We start from the raw sequence: 17,773 nt of genomic DNA, 5'->3' as shown, positions 1-17,773 counted from the left end.
CACCGCCTTGCACCCGCGGCGGCCGGGAAGGAGGGCGGGCCTTCTCCGTCGGACGGCGTCCGCCCCCAAGCCCCGTCGTCTCAGCTGCCCACGTCCTCCCCGAAGTCCCCGGACATCGCCGCAGCCATCCGAAGATGAGGCGTCGCCTCCTCCTGCCGGCCCTGCCGCTCCAGGGTGCGGCCGAGCATCAGCCGTGCATAGTGCTCCACCGGGTCGCGCTCCAGTACCGCCCGCAGTTCGGTTTCGGCCTTGCCGAGCCGAGCCGAGTGGTAGTAGGCGCGTGCCAGCAGCAGCCGCGGCGCGACCTGCTCCGGCGCTTCCTCGACCAGTCCGCCCAGGATCCGGGCCGCGGTCAGGTACTCCTTCGCCTCGAAGAACATCCGGGCACGGTCCCAGCGGTCGGCTGCTGTGCCGAACTCGTAATAGGTGTCGTTCACTTGCCCTCCTCGATCGCGGCACTCGACGATCCGTCCGGCCACGCGTCCCGTCGTCCGCGCAGCCCGCTTTCAGCTCTCACAACACCCCATCATGGTTGAACATTCCACTAAACTTTCTGCGTGGGTGCCGACTGTCCACGCCTGCGCAGGAATAGGTTGAGCGCCATGAGCAATCTCGATCGCCAGGCCGCGCTCTCCGTCTGCGGCGGCCGGGGCTTTGTCGTCGCCGACCCGGTGCGTGAGCTCCTCACTCCGCGCCACGTACAGCTCGGCGAGTCCACCGAGGTTCGCAGGCTGCTGCCCAACCTCGGCCGCCGGATGGTCGGAGCCTGGGCGTTCGTCGATCACTACGGTCCCGACGACATCGCCGACGAACCGGGGATGCAGGTACCGCCCCATCCCCACATGGGCCTGCAGACGGTGAGCTGGCTCCACGACGGCGAGGTGCTCCATCGCGACAGCCTGGGGAGTCTGCAGACGATCCGCCCGCGCGAGCTGGGACTGATGACCTCCGGCCGGGCCATCAGCCACTCCGAGGAGAGCCCGAAGCCGCACGCCCGTCTTCTGCACGGCGCCCAGCTCTGGGTTGCTCTGCCCGACGCCCACCGCCAGGTCGAGCCGCACTTCCAGTACCACACCGACCTGCCGACCGTCACCGCCCCCGGCCTTACCGCCACGGTGATCCTTGGCAAGCTCGACGGCGCCACCTCACCCGGCACCGCATACACCCCGATCGTCGGCGCCGACATCGCTCTGAACCGCGGCACCGAGGCGCGCCTGCCCCTCGATCCGGACTTCGAGTGCGCCGTGCTGTCGATGTCCGGCGAGGCGGAGGTCGACGGCGTACCTCTGCTGCCCGGATCGATGCTCTACCTCGGCTGCGGCCGCACCGAACTCCCACTGCGCGCCGACTCCGGCGCCGGGCTGATGCTCCTCGGGGGCGAGCCCTTCGAGGAGGAGATCGTCATGTGGTGGAACTTCGTCGGGCGCTCCCACGAGGACATCGCGCAGGCGCGTTCGGACTGGACGGCCGGCGCTCGGTTCGGGGAGGTGGAGGGCTATGGCGGAGGCCGGCTTCCTGCTCCCGAACTGCCGCCTGTGGCGCTGAAACCGCGGGGAAGGGTGCTCTGAGCTGCAGTGTTGTGGGCTGGGTCCCGTGCGTTCCTTGGCCGCGGCAGCTGGGCCCCCTGCGCGTAAGCGGAATCGGTCCCTCGTTGCGGTGGAGGCTTCCGTCGCACGCGCCCAGGATTCCACGGTGTGGTCGTGCGTAAGCAACTTTGGTAGACATGATGCTGACCCAGTGCCGACTTTACTGACGGTGCGTCAGGTACCGGCGGCTCGGGTTCCGGCTGGCTGACTGTGATGAGAGGGTCGGCTCCACGGAGTCGGGACCCGCGCTGGCTTGTCGTGGTGGAGTGGCCGTGCCGGTGACTGCGCCTGCTCCACGGCGGTGGGGGATGCCATCTACGGGAGATGCGGCGTTGTGGCGCCCCCACAATGCCGGCATTCCTGGCTTCCCGGAGCTGCACGAGACGACTGGGTCTGGGCCTCCCGAAGGGGGCACGAGCCGCTCGGTTCGCCCCGACGACGAGGACCCCGGCCTCGCCGCACCAGCTGTTCACTGTCACCGGCGCCAGGCTCGTGAGATGCCCACCTGTCACGACCGCTGAGCCGATACGTCTGGTTCGCATCGGCGATCACCGGGGGGCCGGTGGCGCCGCGCTGCGAGCTGTTGCTCCGGGTACACCATGGAGGGAGGCGCGCGGCGAACGGCGCGACGAGTCGGCGGGAGCCCGGGGATGGCGCGTGGACGGTTGCGGATCTACCTGGGGGCAGCCCCGGGTGTGGGGAAGACGTACGCCATGCTCGAAGAGGGCCAGCGGATGCAGGCTTCCGGTGCCGACGTGGTCGCGGGTTTCGTCGAGCCGCACGGGCGGCGGCCGACTGCGGCCATGGCCGAGGGCTTGGAGACGGTGCCGCGGCGTACGGTGACCCACCGGGGAGCGGAGTTCACCGAGATGGACTTCGACGCGGTGCTGGCCCGCCGTCCCCAGGTTGCGCTGGTGGACGAGCTCGCCCATACCAATGCGCCCGGCACCGGCACCCGCAACGCCAAGCGGTGGCAGGACGTGGAGGAGTTGCTGGAGGCCGGGATCGACGTCGTCACCACGCTCAACGTCCAGCACCTGGAGTCCCTGAACGATGTCGTCCGGCAGATCACGGGGGTGCGCCAGCGCGAGACGCTGCCGGACGAGGTGGCCCGCCGAGCCGATCAGATCGAGCTGGTCGACCTGCCGCCCGAGGTGCTGCGCCGTCGTCTGGCGCATGGTGACATCTACCCGCCGGACCGGATCGAGGCGGCTCTCACCCACTACTTCCGGGTGGGTAATCTCATCGCGCTGCGCGAGCTGGCGCTGTTGTGGCTCGCCGACCGGGTGGAGGAGGGACTGCAGCGTTACCGCGCCGAGCACGGCATCGCCATCCCCTGGGAGACCCGTGAGCGGATCATGGTGGGGCTGGCCGGCGGCGCGGAGGGCGAGACGCTGATCCGCCGGGCCGCCCGGATTGCCGCGCGTACTCCGGGCAGCGAACTGCTGGCGCTGCACGTCGTGCCGACCGACGGGCTCACCCATGCCGATCCGACGGCCCTCGCGGCCCAGCGCACCTTGATGGAGTCCCTGGGCGGCACCTACCACCAGACGACGGGCGAGTCGGTGGTCGAGGCGCTGCTGCAGTTCGCACGGGCGGAGAACGTCACCCAGATCGTGCTCGGCGCCAGCCGCCGCAGCCGACTGTCCCTGCTGCTGGATGCCGGGGTGGGGCACCGCACGATCTGCGGCTCGGGCCCCATCGACGTCCATGTGGTCACCCACGAGGCGGCCGCCGGCCCCGCCTTCACGACGCGGCGACCGCGCCCAGGCCGCGGTACCGGGCCGCGCCGGTTCTGGGCAGCAACGGCGGGGACCGCACTGCTACTGCCGGTACTGACCTTGCTTCTGACCGCGCCCACCCACCGGCTCGCCCTGTCCGGAGTGCTGGTGGTCTACCTGCTCGCCGCCGTCGGCACCGCCCTGGTCGGCGGGCTGGTTCCGGCGCTGGCCGCAGCCCTCGCGGCTTCGCTGCTCGCTGACTACTACTTCACCGCGCCCCTTCACTCGCTGCGGGTCGAGCACGGCGGCGACGCCCTCGCCCTGGCGGGCTTCGTCATCGCCGCCGCCCTGGTGGGAGCGGCCGCCGACGCGGCTACCCGGCGCACCCGGCAGGCCGTCCGCGCGACATGGGAGGCGCGGGTGTTGAGTCGGCTGGCGAGCGCCATGATGCACGGCCAGGACCTGCCGAGCCTCGTCGAACAGGTGCGGGAGAGCTTCGGGCTGACCGGCGTCAGCCTTCTCGAACGCGCCCCCGAGGCAATACCGGGCCCACGCTGGTACGTGGTTGCCAGCGCCGGTGCACACCCGCCGGAGCAGCCGTACGAAGCCGACGTCGAGAGTCCGGTCAGCGACACCCTCACACTGGCGGCCCGGGGCGTTCTGGCCACCGACGACCAGCAGATCCTCGGCGCGTGCGCGGCCCAACTCGGCATGGCTCACCTGCATGGCAGGCTCGCCCGGCGCGCCGCCGAGACGGACACCTTTGCCGCCGCCGAACGCACGCGCGCCTCCCTGATCCGGGCGGCCGACCGCGACCTGCGGGAGCGGCTGCGCGCGACGGAAGAAGCCCTCGCCCGCCAGGACATGGTCACGGCCCGGGCTTCGGTCCGCCGCGCCGCACAGGTCGTCACGGACCTCGCCGATCTCGACCGGTTGCAGGGCGGGGCCCTTGACCTCTACCTGCGCCCGGTCGGCCTGGACGAGGTGCTGACGGCCGTGCTGGACGACCTGGGGCCCGGCGGCCGCACCATCCAGGTCCGGCTGCCGGTGCGGCAGCCGGACGTGATCGCCGACGCTGCCCTGCTCACTCGGGTCCTGACCGCCCTCACGGCCGACGCCCTGCGCGACAGCCCGGCTGGGCGGCCGCCGACGCTGACAGCCGAAGCCCTCGACGGCCGGCTTCGCATCCGGCTCACCGGCGGTCCCGACGGCGCCCCGCGTGCCGACAGCCTGACTTTGCGGCTCTCCCGGGACCTCACCGAGGCGATGGGCGGCACGCTCGAACCGGCGTACGACGACGGACGGTTGCTCTCGGTGACGCTCACCCTTCCGACCGCCGCCACACGCTGCTGACCCGCTCGACTGAAGGGCCACTACTGGTTGTCACCACAATGGAGGTGGTGTCGTGCTCAGTCGTATCGCAGGCATCGTGGTGTCCGTCTTCGGCCGTCTGAATGTCACCACGGACAAGGCCGACGCACCGTCCGCGGGCAGCATCATCATCGCCAACCACACCTCCCTCAGCGACCCCGCGATCGTCCTTGCCGCACTGCGCCGCCTCGGCACCGAACCCATCGTCATGGCCGCCGCGGGGCTGTGGCGCGTCCCCCTGCTCGGCCGCGTCCTCACTCGGGAAGGCCACATCCCGGTCCACCGCAACGACCCCCGAGCCTCGCAAGCACTGCAATACGCCCAGGCCGCACTGGCCGCGGGCCGGTCTGTCCTGCTCTACCCCGAAGGCGGGCTCCCGCACCGCAAGGGCACCAGCGAAGCCCCGCCCCGGCCCTTCCACCCGGGTCTCGTCCATCTCGCGCACGCGACCGGCGCCCCGGTCGTGCCCCTCGGTCAAGCCGGAGCCCGCGCACTGGCATCGGGCAGCCCCGTCGAACAGGTGGCGAGGCTGCTCGCCGCTCCGCTGCGCCGCCCGAGACTGCACGTACACGTCGGTGCACCCCTGCGTCTCCACGGCGAACAGCCCCAGGCCCTCGCGCTGGCGCGCCGCGCGCTGACCCGAGCCTGGTACACCGCCGCCCGACGACTCGGCGAGCCGTTGGATCCCCGCCGCGTCCTAAAACCTTGGACAGCCCGCCTCAGCCGCTGACCGATCGGCCGACGCCCATGGACGGTCGGTCGCGGCGGGCCTCTCGCCCTCCGATGCGATCAAGAGCGAGGCGGGCTGGAGTGGTCACCGCAAGCGGTGGCTGGGTGGCGTGATGTGGAGGAGGAGCGGTTCGGGGTGGTTCGAAGGGCCCCCGTAATGAGGAGCGACCGTGGAGCTGACGTTTCTCGACCCTGTGTACGCACGACCGGGCCCCTATGCCTGCGCCTACCTGGACACCTCGCCTGACGTCCGCGACCCGGAGCCGGCGATCAGGCCGCGGCGCCGGCATCCGCGTGAGGATCTGGCCCAGCAGGGGGGCCGACAAGGCCACCGTGGCGGTCGTCAGCGATGTGGCGGGCCCGGACGGGGACGTTTCCGGGCGGCACGGGCAGGCCATCTTTGCGAGCCACGGCCATCTGGCCTTGGTGGAGGAACTGCCCGACCCGCCGGCGCACGACGCTGCGCAGTTCGGCGCGTAGCCCGATGTGATGCCGCTCGCGGTCCAGCACGCGCCGGACATTCCGTACGCCGCCGCCCCTGTGCACCGCGTGGCGCACCCGGAGACCGGCGCGCTGGAGGAACTGGAGGTGGTGCGGCGCGGCGGCCCGCTCGCCCCTGTGGAGGCGGAACGACCCGGACCGGTGCAATCAGGTGTGGGGGATCGCCCTCGCCTCCCCCGACGGTCGCCCGTCTGTCGGCCGGCACCCGGGGATGGGCAGATTCTGCGCGAGGACCAGCAGCAGCGGAAGGCGGCGCCGGTCCGCCGCGTCGGCGGACCGGGCGAGCGCCGCGCGTTGCGGTAGCCCGTCGGGCCGGACCGGTGCAGCACGCTGTCCTCGTCGGTGCCGATGTGGGTGAACAGGTGGAAGCCGTAGTCCGCCACCGGGATATCTCGACTGGCTTCCCCCCGGCGGCGCACCTCGTTGACCGGCCCCGTGGCCCTCAGCGCAGGGGCGCCCGTGATGTTGTGAGGTGTGCGGCTGCCAACCGCTTCCGTTCGTCTGGCATGGATCCCTGGGCAGGGAAAGAGGGAAGCCGTCGCGTGCATCCCTTGATGCGCATGCGGGACGCCACCGTGCCGCTATGTGAACCGCTTCGTCCAGGAAGCCAAGGTCGCGGCTGAAGACGTACCCCGAATCACCGCCGCGGTCACCGCCGTCGTGCGCGAGCACGGCTCGCCCGGGCACCTGGAGACGGCACTGGAACAACTCCCGCACGAAATCCGCGCGTTGCTCCTGCAGTCGACGGCCTGACCGGGCCCCATTCCACCGCGATCGCGACCACCGGTCGCCCGCTCGTCCTCGTCGGTGCCGGGCTCGTCCTCGTCGGCCACCGACAGCAGCTCCGCGACGAGCGCTGCGGCCTGCATCGCCGGGAGCACCAGGCGGGGCACGCTGCGCGGCGGGTCATCCCGTAGTGCGTCTGCGGACAGCACCGTGAGTGTGTCCTTCAGGCGGGCGGCAATCGCGTACAGCATCGCCACCTCGCCGCCTTCTTCCTCGGGAACGGGGAGCCGGTGAGCATCAGTTCGCTTACCATCGCTTGCCGCTCGGCGGTGCGGCGGCGGCTGCGTTCCGGGAGAGGAAGACCTGCGCCGCGGCGAACCTGGCGAGCATGTGGGCGGCCCGCAGCCGTCTCCGGCCCGACTGCCGGCTCCTCCTCGTCCCTCCACAGCCGAACGCGCGCGCTTTGCTGTGCAGCCCTTTTCAGGCCAGGGCGATTACCTCCGGACCCGCAGCACCATGCGGGCCCGAAGCGCAACCTCATCCGCGACGTCCACACCGCGGCCTGCAAGGAAGCCGGCGACAGTCCGTGGCTACGCGAGAGCACCCCGCACGCGGTGCGGAGGCCGGCCTTGCCGCTTCGGGTTGATCCGCCACCAGCGTCGAGCCGGTGACCTGCGCGGTTTGGGTTCTCAGGCGGCCATCCGCAGCCGTCCCACAGCCTCCTGCTCGGGCGGCTCCATGTCCAGGCGCCAGGCGCCGAAGTGCGCCTGGCGCCTGCCCAGTACGACGTCGAGCAGCACCCCGCCCGCGTCGATGCGCAGCATCCGGTCGGCGCAGGCCACGTCGTTCAGGCGGCTGCGCAGAACGTAGACCGCGTCCACGAGTTCCCCGGCGTCGAGGCCGCCCGGAGCCAGGGCGACGAACACGTCGTGCGAGGTGGCGCCGATCAGGGCATGCCGGGCCCGGCGGCGGTGCCTCGATCGCGGCACAATCCGCTTCCGCGCATCCGGTGGCATCGAGTACCGGCTGCCAGCACCGCATCGCGAACCGAGCGCCCAGGCACGCCGCGGGCACGGGCAGCGGACGAGGCCATCAGCACAGCGCATGGTCTGCGTTTTCGGCGCCGGACTGCGGACACCGGTCGTCGACACCCGCGACCGGCAGTGTGACAGCCCCGCGTGCCTTGCCGCACTGTGACGTGGCTCCTACGCAACCTTGTCCCGTATGTGGAGAATATGTCCTTTCACTCTGTTGCTGGATCGGCAGGCTCGTGGAATGGAGGTCTGTCCATGTCTGAGCATGTGCATGTGCGCATCAACCAGGTGTTGGGAGTCACTGAGAATGGTGAGCTCGTGGAGCACTTCTGCTGCCGTTGCGGGGCCACCTGGACCAAGACGTATCGGGTCCGGGAGGAAGATCCCGAGTAGCCCGGGGTAAGTGGGGGTTCACGCCACTTCTGCTCCCCGGTCGGCCGTGACGCCGTCGCGGTACAGGTCCATGACGGAGTGGTGGAGCTCACGGGACGGATATCGGACGTCGACTCGCTTCAACGGGTCTGAACACCGGTGGCAGGGTCCCCGGTGGAGAGGTGTGCGATGCCTGCCGGGAGGCGCGTGGGACCTCAGTCCGCCCGGTCTTTGCACAGGAATCGGCGCAGCCGTCGCAGTGGCCACGTGTTGATCACATCGTCCGGGGTGAGCCATCCGCGTTGTGCCGTGCCGATTCCGTAGCGGAGGTACGCGAGCTGCGGAATCGAGTGGGCATCGGTGTCGATGGCGAACTTCGCTCCGTGGCTCCTGGCCCGGAGGATGTCCTCGTCGCCCAGGTCGAGCCGTTCGGGCTGGGCGTTGATCTCCAGGGCTGTGCCTGTGCGGGCGCAGGCGGCGAACACCTCGTCGAGGTCGGCTTCGATGCCTGGCCGTTTGCCGATCAGGCGGGTGGTGGGGTGGCCGATGATGTTGATGTGGGGGTTTTCGCAGGCGCGTACGATCCGCCGGGTCATCGCCGCTCGGCTGAGGCCGAAGTGGGAGTGCACCGAGGCCACGCAGATGTCGAAGTCGTGGAGGAAGTCGTCGGGCCAGTCCACTTCCCCGTCCGGGCCGATGTTGAGCTCGGTGCCGTGAAGCAGCCGCATCCGGCGGTGCCGGCCGTCCAGTGACCGCACGTGTTCGCGCTGGGCGAGGATCTTCTCGTCGGTCATGCGCTGCATGTACAGGTTCGGTGCGTGGTCGGTGACGGCGTAGTACGCGTAGCCCCGCTCGGCGGCCGCTGCCACCATTTCCTCCAGTGGGGCGAGGCCGTCGGTGAGGTCGGTGTGGGTGTGCAGGTCACCGCGGATGTCCTGTTCGGTCACCACGTCGGGCAGTTCGCCGCGCAGGCCGGCTTGGATCTCTCCTCGGTCCTCACGCAGCGTGGGTGGGATCCAGGGCAGGCCGAGTCTGGCGTACACCTCGTCCTCGGACCGGGAGGCGACCCGCTTTCCGCCCTCGGTTTCGAACAGGCCGTACTCGGAGAGCTTCAGTCCCAGGTGCCCGGCGATCGTGCGGGTGCGGATGTTGTGCGCCTTCGAGCCGGTGAAGTACTGCAGGCCGGCGCCCCACGAGTCTGGTCGTACCACGCGCAGGTCGACCTGGACGCCGTTGACGGTGCGGATCGAGGTCTTCTTCTCGCCGTGTGCGATGACCTCGGCGGTGGAGGGCAGTTCGGTGAGTGCGTCCATGAAGGGGGCCGATCGGTCGGCGGCGACGAGGATGTCGATGTCGCCGATGGTTTCCTTCATGCGGCGCAGCGATCCGGCGTATGCGCAGTGGTCACAGCCCGTGATCCGGGAGAGTTCCGTGACGATGTCCTCGGCGGATTCCATGGCGGTGTTCAACGGGATCCGCTGTCCTGCCTGTTGCATGAGGGAGATGCCGTGCAGGATGTTCTCTTCGGTCTTCTTCCCGAATCCCTTGAGGTCGCGTAGTTTCTCCGCCTCGATGGCGTCGGCCAGCTCACTCACGGAGGAGATGTGCAGATCCTCGTAGAGTGCCATTGCCTTCTTGGGGCCGAGGGTGGGGATGGTGATGAGTTGCCGTACCCCCGCGGGAATCCTGGCCCGTCTCTCTTCGACCACCGTGACCTTGCCGGTGTGGAAGTATTCGATGACCTTCTCGGCGATCGACTTGCCCACGCCCGGGATTTCTTTCAGACCCGCGACGTCGAGGTGGGAGACATCGGCGGGGTGGCCGCCGATCGCGCGGGCGGCCTTTTCGTAGGCGCGCGCCTTGAACGCGTCGCCTCCGGTGATGGCGATGAGGTCTGCGTACTCCTGAAGGAGTGCCTCGACCTCCTCGTTGGTCCGGACCACGTCTCACAGTCTAATGCCGTGACCGGCAATGTTTGCCCGGAAGGAGTGTCGTCCGGTGCGTGCGATCGCAAGGCGGCCGGAAGTCCTTGGACGGGGTCTCCTCTGCTCGAACGGAGTTGAGAACTTGGGGAAGGAGCTACCAGGGCTTTTGGCCAACGCGGCGAGCGTGCGTGCTGGGCGACGCGACGGGGCAAAGCTTGCCGGGCTGGTGACGGCGCTGTCCCTGCTGCCGCAGGAGGATGCCCGCGGGCGGCAGGACCGGCTGGAGGTGCCGACCGCGCTGGGGTCCCCGACGAGGCGCCGCGGGCGGGCTCTTACCTGTATGCGGAGTTGTCACCGGCTGAGAAAAACGCTTGGACTCCGCGGGCACCGTCGCGGGACACTGAGGTTCCTGGCCTGGCCTCCCCGCACTCGCACGTATGCGTCGCCACGAGCTGCGCGGGGGCTCTGCCGCCGTGCTCCGCCTGTCGCACGACGAACCGAGCGACGCACTCACTCGAACTGAAGCTCCGCGCGGTCAGTGAGGCAACGGCTTCTCCCCGCAGAAGCACGTGGCGGGCTGCCGCACGACCACACAGGGGTGGTATGGGATCGCCTGAATCTCACGAGGCGCCGGGCAGGGGCCCGGTGCTCCTCGCACTTCGTTACTACGGACGGGAGTTGGCCCGGCGCCGGTGGCTGACGGCGCCCGCGATGCTGATGCCGGCGCTGGGCAACATCGGCATCAGCTACATTGCGCCGCTGATCGTCGCCAAGCTTGTCGGCCGGATCGCCGACGACGCCGGTATCACCATCGGCTCCGCGCTGCCCTACGTTCTCGGCTTCGCCGGCGTTCTGCTGCTCGCGGAGACGCTGTGGCGCATCGGCTTCCACTGCCTGAACCGCGTTGCCGCCCTCAGCATCGAGCACCTGTACGTGATCGGCATGGACGAGCTGTTCGCCAAGGACGCCACGTTCTTCCACGACAACTTCGCCGGGGCGCTGACCAAGCGGGTCCTGAGCTTCGCCTCCCGCTTCGAGGAGTTCGTCGACACACTGACGTTCTCGGTCGTGGGCAGCTTCGTGCCGCTGGTGTTCGGGTCGGTGGTGCTGTGGCGCTACGAACCGCTGCTCGTCGTCGGGCTCTTGGCGATGATCGCATTGACGGCGCTGTGCGTGGCGCCCCTCATCCGTCGCCGCCAGGCGCTCGTCGAACAGCGCGAGGAGGCGATCGCCCGGGTGTCGGGCCACGTCGCCGACAGCTTGATGAACATGGACACGGTCAGGGCGTTCGCCGCCGAGGAACGCGAGGCCGCAGAGCACCGGTCCCGCGTCGCGGCATCGCGGCGGCTCACGTTGCGGTCGTGGGACTACGGCAACCTGCGCATCGACACGCTGGTCGCGCCGATGTCCGTGCTGACCAACGCGCTGGGCCTGCTGCTCGCGGTCGCTCTCGGCGGGGGTGGTCACAGCGTGGAGGCAGTCGTAGTCGCCTTCACGTACTACACCAACGCGACGCGCATCATGTTCGAGTTCAACCAGATCTACCGCCGCCTGGAGAGCTCGATGACGGAGGCCGCGCAGTTCACCGAACTACTGCTGGCGCCGCCGACCGTGCTCGACCCGGCGTCGCCGGAGCCGCTGGAGTCCCGGGACGCCGATGTCCGCTTCGAGCAGGTGACCTTCGCCCATGGGGGTGCGGAGCCACTCTTCGACCGCCTCGACCTGACCGTCCACAGCGGGGCGAAGATCGGCCTCGTCGGCCGGTCCGGCGGTGGCAAGACCACGCTCACCCGGCTGCTGCTGCGGATGACGGACATCGACGCCGGCCAGATCCTGATCGGGGGTCAGGACATCAGCAGGCTGCGCCAGGCCGATGTGCGGAGTCTGATCGCCTACGTGCCGCAGGACCCGGCGATGTTCCACCGCACGCTGCGGGACAACATCGCCTTCGCCCGGCCGGACGCCACCGACGCCGAGATCCGCCGCGCGGCCGAGGCGGCGCACGTCACGGAGTTCGCCGACGCACTGCCGGATGGCTTCGACACCATGGTGGGCGAGCGCGGTGTCAAGCTCTCCGGCGGACAGCGCCAGCGGGTCGCCCTCGCCAGGGCGATCCTGCGCGACGCGCCGATCCTGCTGCTCGACGAGGCGACCAGCGCCCTGGATTCCGAGAGCGAGATCCTCGTCCAGGAGGCGCTGTGGCGGCTCATGGACGGGCGGACGGCACTCGTGGTGGCGCACCGGCTGAGCACGGTCGCCACCATGGACCGGCTCGTAGTCCTGGACCGCGGACGGATCGTCGAGCAGGGCACGCACCAGGAGCTGCTCGCGTCGGACGGTGCCTACGCGAAGCTGTGGCAGCACCAGTCGGGCGGCTTCCTCGACGACACCTCAGCGCCGCAGGCCGACCTGCACTGAACGCGAGCGCGGTGGGTGTGGCCCTGTGCCGCCGAGGTGGCGTTGCCGGCGAACGCGGTGGAGGAGACCTGTTCGGCGCCGAGGAAGGCGAACGCCGGATGGAGGACGATGGCGCGCATCTGCGTGCCGAGTCCGTGGCCCTGATGGCATCGGCCGAGCCAGGACCCGGTGCCGGCAGCTCTACCTGCCCCGGGAGCGGGCGGAGGAACCAGTACTTGCGAGCCGCTACCGAGGCGGGCGGCGGAGTGAGTGACCCCGGGGCTGCCTCGTCCAGCAGGGGCCGCACGGCTTCGAGGTAAGCGGCGGGACAGCTCCAACCCGGGGATGAGGGACGGTGCAGTCATGTCGGGGGGGAGTGCCGGATTGGCGTGCGCTTGGGCGAAGGCTCTACCCCGTTCACGCTTTGCCTGGTGAGGGGGACGGCGATCGCTGATCGCTTGGGCGCCTGCTCCCCGGAGGGGCCCCGCGGCACAGGCGGCGCCGCGGCCAGGGATTCGGGTGCGTTGCGGACGTGCTCCCGATTCGCGCGCGACCGCGTCTGTCGTGACCTCAGATCCAAGGTCATGGCCTCCGAGCACAGGAAATCCCCGTAGCGCAATTGCAGTACGGGGATTTCCTCACGTATATTGAGTGTTTCTGTGTGCCCACAGAAAAAGCCCCTCAAACGGGGGCTCTGAGAATCACCATATCCGGCAGGGAGCGACTTTGTCAACTCGCGAAAACGTCGAATTGCAGAAGGAGCAGGAATTCATCGACCGGCTCTACGACCGTGTCGACACGCTGCGCGGGGTCACCACCCAGCGTGTCGAGGACGCGTTGACCCCGGTAGGGAATGGCCTGCAGGCCCGTCTCGAACGCGATGTGCTCGTCGCCGAGCGTTCCGGTCTGCTGGCAGCCCTGAACGCGGTGGACGGCTCGCTGTGCTTCGGCCGAATCGATCTCCGCGAGGGTGCCGCGCACCATATCGGCCGTATCGGAATTCGTGAGGACGACACCGAACACACGCCCCTGCTGATCGACTGGCGGGCACCGGTCGCCCGCCCCTTCTATCTCGCCACCGGGCATACGCCCATGGGGCTGCGCCGGCGCAGGCACATCACCACCGAGGGCCGCACGGTGACCGAGCTGCACGACGAGATCCTCGATCTCGGAGACCGCGAACGCAGCGGTTTCGAGGACCCGAGCGGCGATGCCGTGCTGCTCGCCGCGCTCAGCTCCGCCCGCACCGGCCGCATGGGCGAGATCGTGCGGACCATCCAGGCGGAACAGGACCGCATCATCCGTGCTCCGCACCGTGGTGTCCTCGTCGTCGAGGGCGGCCCCGGCACGGGCAAGACGGCGGTCGCGCTGCACCGTGCGGCCTTCCTGCTGTACGAGCACCGTGAGCTTCTGGCCAAGCGCGCGGTCCTGGTCGTGGGCCCCAACCCGGCCTTCCTGCGCTACATCGGCGAGGTGCTGCCCGCCCTCGGCGAGACCGGGGTCATGCTCGCCACGCAGGCCGAGCTCTTCCCCGGTGTCCACGCCCGCGGCACCGATACCCCCCGCGCGGCAGCCGTCAAGGGCGGCGCGGGGTTGGCCGAGGCGCTCGCCCTCGCCGTACGCGACCGGCAGGGGCTGCCCGAGCCCGGCGCGCCGGTGGTCATCCCGCACGACGACGGGGACCTCGTCCTGGACTGGGAGATCGCCCACGAGGCCCGGCAGGCGGCCCGCGAGACCCGTCTGCCGCACAACCTCGCCCGTCCGTACTTCACGTTCCACGTCATCGACGCCCTCACCGCACAGCTCACCGAACGCATCGGCGCGGACCCGTACGGCGGCCCCAACTTCCTCGGTCCCGACGACATCTCCCAGCTCGGCAAGAGCGTCGCCGCGAGCGAGGAGGTGCACGCCGCCGTCGGAGAGTTGTGGCCGGTGCTCACCCCCGAGGAATTCCTCGCCGACTATCTGGCCGAGCCGGTGTACGTACCGGACGAGGACGCCGAGGCCATCCGTCGTGTTCCCGGCGACGGGGAGTGGACCCCGGCCGATGTGCCGCTCCTCGACGAGGCGGCCGAACTGCTCGGGGCCGACGACAGTGCCGAGCGGGCCGCCGCCGAGGCCGAGCGCCAGGAACGGGTCGCCTATGCGCAGGGCGTCCTGGAGCTGTCCCGGGGGTCGGAGACATACGAGTTCGAGGACGAGGAGTCCGAATTCCTGGCCGCCCACGACATCATCGACGCCGAACGGATGGCTGAGCGGCAGGAGGAGGCCGATCACCGGAGCGCGGCCGAGCGGGCCGCCGCCGACCGGACCTGGGCGTTCGGGCACATCATTGTCGACGAGGCGCAGGAACTGTCGCCGATGGCATGGCGGCTGCTGATGCGCCGGTCACCGACCCGCTCGCTGACCCTGGTCGGTGATCCGGCGCAGACCTCCGAGGAGGCGGGCGTCGGCTCGTGGGAGAGGATCCTGGAGCCGTACGTCGGCGACCGTTTCGAGCATGTGAGGCTGGGAGTCAACTACCGTACGCCTGCGGAGATCATGGAGCTGGCCGCCAGGGTCGTACGGGCCCACGACCCGTCGTTCGAGCCGCCCGGGTCGGTGCGGTCCACCGGCGAGACGCCGTGGACGCGGGATGCCGGCGCGGATCTGGCCGGCGCGGTGGCACGGGCCGTCGTTGAGCTGACGCCGAAGGAGGGGCGCCTCGCGGTGATCGCCCCGCGTGCTCTGCACGAGGAGATCGCGGCCCCGCTCGACGGAGTCACGGCCGGCGCCGAACCCGACCTCACCCGTCCCGTGGTGCTGCTCGGCCCGCGTGAGGCCAAGGGGCTCGAATTCGACCATGTCCTGGTCGTGGAGCCGGGTCGGTTCGGGACCAGTGACCTGTACGTGGCGCTGACCCGTGCGACGCAGCGCCTGGGCATCGTCCACCGGGAGGAACTGCCCGAGTCGCTGCGCTGACCGCCGCGACGGTGGGAGGACGAGGGTCGGTTCGACCCCAACGGAGGGTGTCGGTGAAAGAGTGGCCCGAGGGACCCTCAGCTGATCCGGAAGCAGCGCGGGAGCGGTACGACTCCGGTCTGCGGGCGTTGCGAGAGGTGATCACGGCCGACGTGCCCGACGCGCAGTCGAGGAACTGCTCGTTCCTGTGCCGCAGTTCGGGTGCCAGCCGGCTGCCTGCGATGCGATCGCACGGAGTTCATGTACGAGTCCGGGTGACGCCTTCCAGGCCGACGGGGTTCTCGCCACGACGGCAGAGAGCAGCTCACCTGCATACATATCGCCTTCCGCCATCGGGTTGTCCCGCAGCACCGTCACGGCCAACGGCAGGAGGTAGGGCAGTCCCGCACCCTGTCCGATGAACCGGCGTCCCGGGCGGCCAGTGCCGCCTGGACCCGATTTCCGACTTCCAGTGTCGTCAGGATGCGACTGACATGGGCTTTCACCGTGCTCTCGCTCATCCGCAGCCGCCCGGCGATCTCCGAGTTGGTTGCCCCTTCCGCGAGCAATGCCAGGACATCGCGCTCACGCGGTGTCAGCCGGCTCACCCGTCTGCGCACAGCTGAGGTCCCCGGCCGGGCGCCGCGATGGTAGCGGTCGATCAGCCGACGAGCGGCGGACGGATGCAGCATCGCCGAACCGGCGGCCACGACATGTACGGCCCGCAGGATCTCCGCAGGGTCCGAATCCTTGAGCAGAAACCCGTCGGCGCCCGCTGCCAATGCTTCGTACACATACTCGTCCAGGTCGAAGGTGGTCAGGGTGATGATGCGCGGGGCATGCGGCAGTGTCCGTAGTCGCGCGATGGCCGCGATGCCGTCCAGCCTCGGCATCCGCACATCCATCAGGGCGACGTCCACCCGATGGGCGGCAGCCTCCTCCACGGCCTGGAGGCCGTCCGACGCCTGGGCGACGACCTCGATGCCGGCGTCGGTCGCCAGCAGGTCGGTCAGGGCCAATCGGACCAACGCGTCGTCGTCCACCACCATCGTGCTGATGATCCGAGCCCCGCTCATGTCTGCCCGATACGATTCACGGACCGCTTTCCGATCCTCTTCACCACACCCTTGCTCATGGCCTTGGCCACTCCTTTGCCGACGGTCCTACCCGCTCGTCCGCCGACCGGTCCGGCCGTGCGGGTCGCGCTGTCTTCCTGGAAGGCTCTTCGGTTCGGCTCACCGTCGGGAGCACTCATCGGCAGACAGGCCGCGAGCCGCCATCCCCCATCCGGCTCCGGACCGCAGGCGAGAGAGCCGTGCAGCCCGGCCACCCGTTCGGCGAGCCCGATCAGGCCGAAGCCCCGGCCGACGCCTCCATCGGCCCGTGAAGCGGGCACTGAGGGCGGCGAGTTGACCAACTCCACCTCCGTGGCCGGTGCGCCGTAGTGCACCCGCAGTCGCACCGCCGAGCCCGGTGCGTGTTTACGGGCGTTGGTGAGACCTTCCTGAACGAGCCGGTGCACCGCCAGGAGGTGAGTCGCGGGTGCGGCACCGGGTTCCCCCGTCAGTTCGGCCGCGACATCCTGACCGATGGTCCCTACCTCGTCGAGCAGCTCGGACAGGTTCCGTAACGCAGGAGCAGGCACCCTTCTCTGCACGGGATCCATCCCGTTCTCCCGCGCCGCATCGTCCTCCGCACGCAAGGCACCCAGCACATCCCGCAGATCGGCCAACGCCTGGGCAGAGGTGGCACGCAGCAGGGCGACCCGCTCACCGATCTGCGGCGGCAGCGATTCCGCACGCAGTGCGAGTACCCCGGTGTGCAGCGCCAACAGGCTCAGCCGATGAGCCAGCACATCGTGCATCTCGGCCGCGATCCGCGCCCGCTCCGCCAACCTGACCTGTTCGGAACGGAGTTCGACCTGTTCGCTCAGCGAATCGATGAGCCGCCGACGGCTGTGCCACCACAATCCGGCCGTCAACGCCAGCGCGAACAGCAGCCCGGCGCCGTACGCCGGCGTCATGCCTCCGCTGAGCGGCGGCGCGCACACCCAGGGCAGCGCACCGGCGATCACACCCGCCGCCACCGCCACCCGCACCCGGCCCTGTGCGGCCAGGTGGAAAACCATCACCGTCATGGGTTCGTACGCGCCCTGCGCACCCAGTGCCGCCCCGGCGAGAAGGACCACGGCGAGCGGACTGCGCCAGCGAAGCGGCAGCACCAGCGCGGCGGCGACAGCCACTATCGGTCCCACGGAGAACAGTTGCATCTCGAAACGGGCTTTGACCAGCCCTTGCGCGACGAGCAGCACCACCCCGCCGGCCAGCAACCACTCCGTCCACACCGGACCCCGGTGGGGGTAGTTGTGTTCCACCGACCGATCGTAGGCCGTTGCGGGGGCCGGGGCCCATCGGCCTCGGGTCGCTGTCACCCCCTACTTTCGTCGGGGTCGCGTACGCCTCGGTGATGAC

Annotated in this window: 15 protein-coding genes; 9 read left to right on the top strand and 6 right to left on the bottom strand. The window is 69.9% G+C overall.

Annotation, left to right across the window (positions count from 1 at the left end):
- Nucleotides 1–80: 80 nt before the first annotated feature.
- On the bottom strand, nucleotides 81–437 hold the full coding sequence (locus AB0I23_RS07140; RefSeq protein ID WP_359107628.1) for a tetratricopeptide repeat protein: 357 nt from the start codon (nucleotides 435–437) through the stop codon (nucleotides 81–83).
- A 165-nt stretch (nucleotides 438–602) separates the two neighbouring features.
- Here AB0I23_RS07140 and AB0I23_RS07135 point away from each other — a divergent pair, with 165 nt between their 5' ends.
- The 6 genes from AB0I23_RS07135 to AB0I23_RS07110 all read left to right on the top strand — a co-directional run bounded on the left by AB0I23_RS07135 (nucleotide 603) and on the right by AB0I23_RS07110 (nucleotide 6,661).
- Complete coding sequence (locus AB0I23_RS07135) at nucleotides 603–1,568, top strand: pirin family protein (RefSeq protein ID WP_359107626.1); 966 nt, start codon at nucleotides 603–605, stop codon at nucleotides 1,566–1,568.
- Nucleotides 1,569–2,236: 668 nt separating this feature from the next.
- A complete protein-coding gene (locus tag AB0I23_RS07130; RefSeq protein ID WP_359107624.1) occupies nucleotides 2,237–4,660 on the top strand; it encodes a sensor histidine kinase in 2,424 nt (807 codons plus the stop codon).
- Nucleotides 4,661–4,712: 52 nt separating this feature from the next.
- Nucleotides 4,713–5,408, top strand: a complete 696-nt coding sequence (locus AB0I23_RS07125) for a lysophospholipid acyltransferase family protein (protein WP_359107622.1) — start codon at nucleotides 4,713–4,715, stop codon at nucleotides 5,406–5,408.
- 293 nt (nucleotides 5,409–5,701) lie between these two features.
- Complete coding sequence (locus tag AB0I23_RS07120) at nucleotides 5,702–5,887, top strand: hypothetical protein (RefSeq protein WP_359107621.1); 186 nt, start codon at nucleotides 5,702–5,704, stop codon at nucleotides 5,885–5,887.
- A 9-nt stretch (nucleotides 5,888–5,896) separates the two neighbouring features.
- Nucleotides 5,897–6,211: a hypothetical protein gene (locus tag AB0I23_RS07115; RefSeq protein ID WP_359107619.1), complete on the top strand. Its 315-nt coding sequence runs from the start codon at nucleotides 5,897–5,899 to the stop codon at nucleotides 6,209–6,211.
- 282 nt (nucleotides 6,212–6,493) lie between these two features.
- A complete protein-coding gene (locus AB0I23_RS07110) occupies nucleotides 6,494–6,661 on the top strand; it encodes a DUF2267 domain-containing protein (RefSeq protein ID WP_359107617.1) in 168 nt (55 codons plus the stop codon).
- 662 nt (nucleotides 6,662–7,323) lie between these two features.
- On the opposite strand, the gene AB0I23_RS07105 is transcribed toward AB0I23_RS07110, so the two are convergent.
- Nucleotides 7,324–7,623, bottom strand: a complete 300-nt coding sequence (locus AB0I23_RS07105) for a hypothetical protein (RefSeq protein ID WP_359107615.1) — start codon at nucleotides 7,621–7,623, stop codon at nucleotides 7,324–7,326.
- Between the two features lie 300 nt (nucleotides 7,624–7,923).
- On the opposite strand from AB0I23_RS07105, the gene AB0I23_RS07100 reads away from it, so the two are divergent.
- A complete protein-coding gene (locus tag AB0I23_RS07100) occupies nucleotides 7,924–8,061 on the top strand; it encodes a hypothetical protein (protein ID WP_359107614.1) in 138 nt (45 codons plus the stop codon).
- A 194-nt stretch (nucleotides 8,062–8,255) separates the two neighbouring features.
- Here AB0I23_RS07100 and polX read toward each other — a convergent pair whose 3' ends face one another.
- Nucleotides 8,256–9,983: a DNA polymerase/3'-5' exonuclease PolX gene (gene polX / locus AB0I23_RS07095; RefSeq protein ID WP_359107612.1), complete on the bottom strand. Its 1,728-nt coding sequence runs from the start codon at nucleotides 9,981–9,983 to the stop codon at nucleotides 8,256–8,258.
- Nucleotides 9,984–10,568: 585 nt separating this feature from the next.
- Between polX and AB0I23_RS07090 the strand changes: the two genes are divergently transcribed.
- Together AB0I23_RS07090 and AB0I23_RS07080 are read left to right on the top strand one after the other, a co-directional pair.
- Complete coding sequence (locus tag AB0I23_RS07090) at nucleotides 10,569–12,383, top strand: ABC transporter ATP-binding protein (protein ID WP_359107610.1); 1,815 nt, start codon at nucleotides 10,569–10,571, stop codon at nucleotides 12,381–12,383.
- A 729-nt stretch (nucleotides 12,384–13,112) separates the two neighbouring features.
- Nucleotides 13,113–15,323 carry a HelD family protein gene (locus AB0I23_RS07080; RefSeq protein WP_359108012.1) on the top strand — a complete coding sequence of 737 codons (2,211 nt, stop codon included), beginning with the start codon at nucleotides 13,113–13,115 and terminating at the stop codon, nucleotides 15,321–15,323.
- Between the two features lie 141 nt (nucleotides 15,324–15,464).
- Here AB0I23_RS07080 and AB0I23_RS07075 read toward each other — a convergent pair whose 3' ends face one another.
- From AB0I23_RS07075 to AB0I23_RS07065, 3 genes are read right to left on the bottom strand one after another with little or no spacing between them, the layout of a single operon-like run.
- On the bottom strand, nucleotides 15,465–15,674 hold the full coding sequence (locus tag AB0I23_RS07075; protein ID WP_359108010.1) for a contact-dependent growth inhibition system immunity protein: 210 nt from the start codon (nucleotides 15,672–15,674) through the stop codon (nucleotides 15,465–15,467).
- 2 nt (nucleotides 15,675–15,676) lie between these two features.
- Nucleotides 15,677–16,363 carry a response regulator transcription factor gene (locus AB0I23_RS07070; RefSeq protein ID WP_359108009.1) on the bottom strand — a complete coding sequence of 229 codons (687 nt, stop codon included), beginning with the start codon at nucleotides 16,361–16,363 and terminating at the stop codon, nucleotides 15,677–15,679.
- An 11-nt stretch (nucleotides 16,364–16,374) separates the two neighbouring features.
- On the bottom strand, nucleotides 16,375–17,676 hold the full coding sequence (locus tag AB0I23_RS07065; protein ID WP_359107608.1) for a sensor histidine kinase: 1,302 nt from the start codon (nucleotides 17,674–17,676) through the stop codon (nucleotides 16,375–16,377).
- Nucleotides 17,677–17,773 lie beyond the last annotated feature (97 nt).

Source organism: Streptomyces atratus, assembly GCF_040655115.1.
Classification (GTDB): domain Bacteria; phylum Actinomycetota; class Actinomycetes; order Streptomycetales; family Streptomycetaceae; genus Streptomyces; species Streptomyces atratus_D.
Note: the sequence above shows the minus strand (reverse complement) of the source record. Positions and strands in the feature narration are given on the sequence as shown.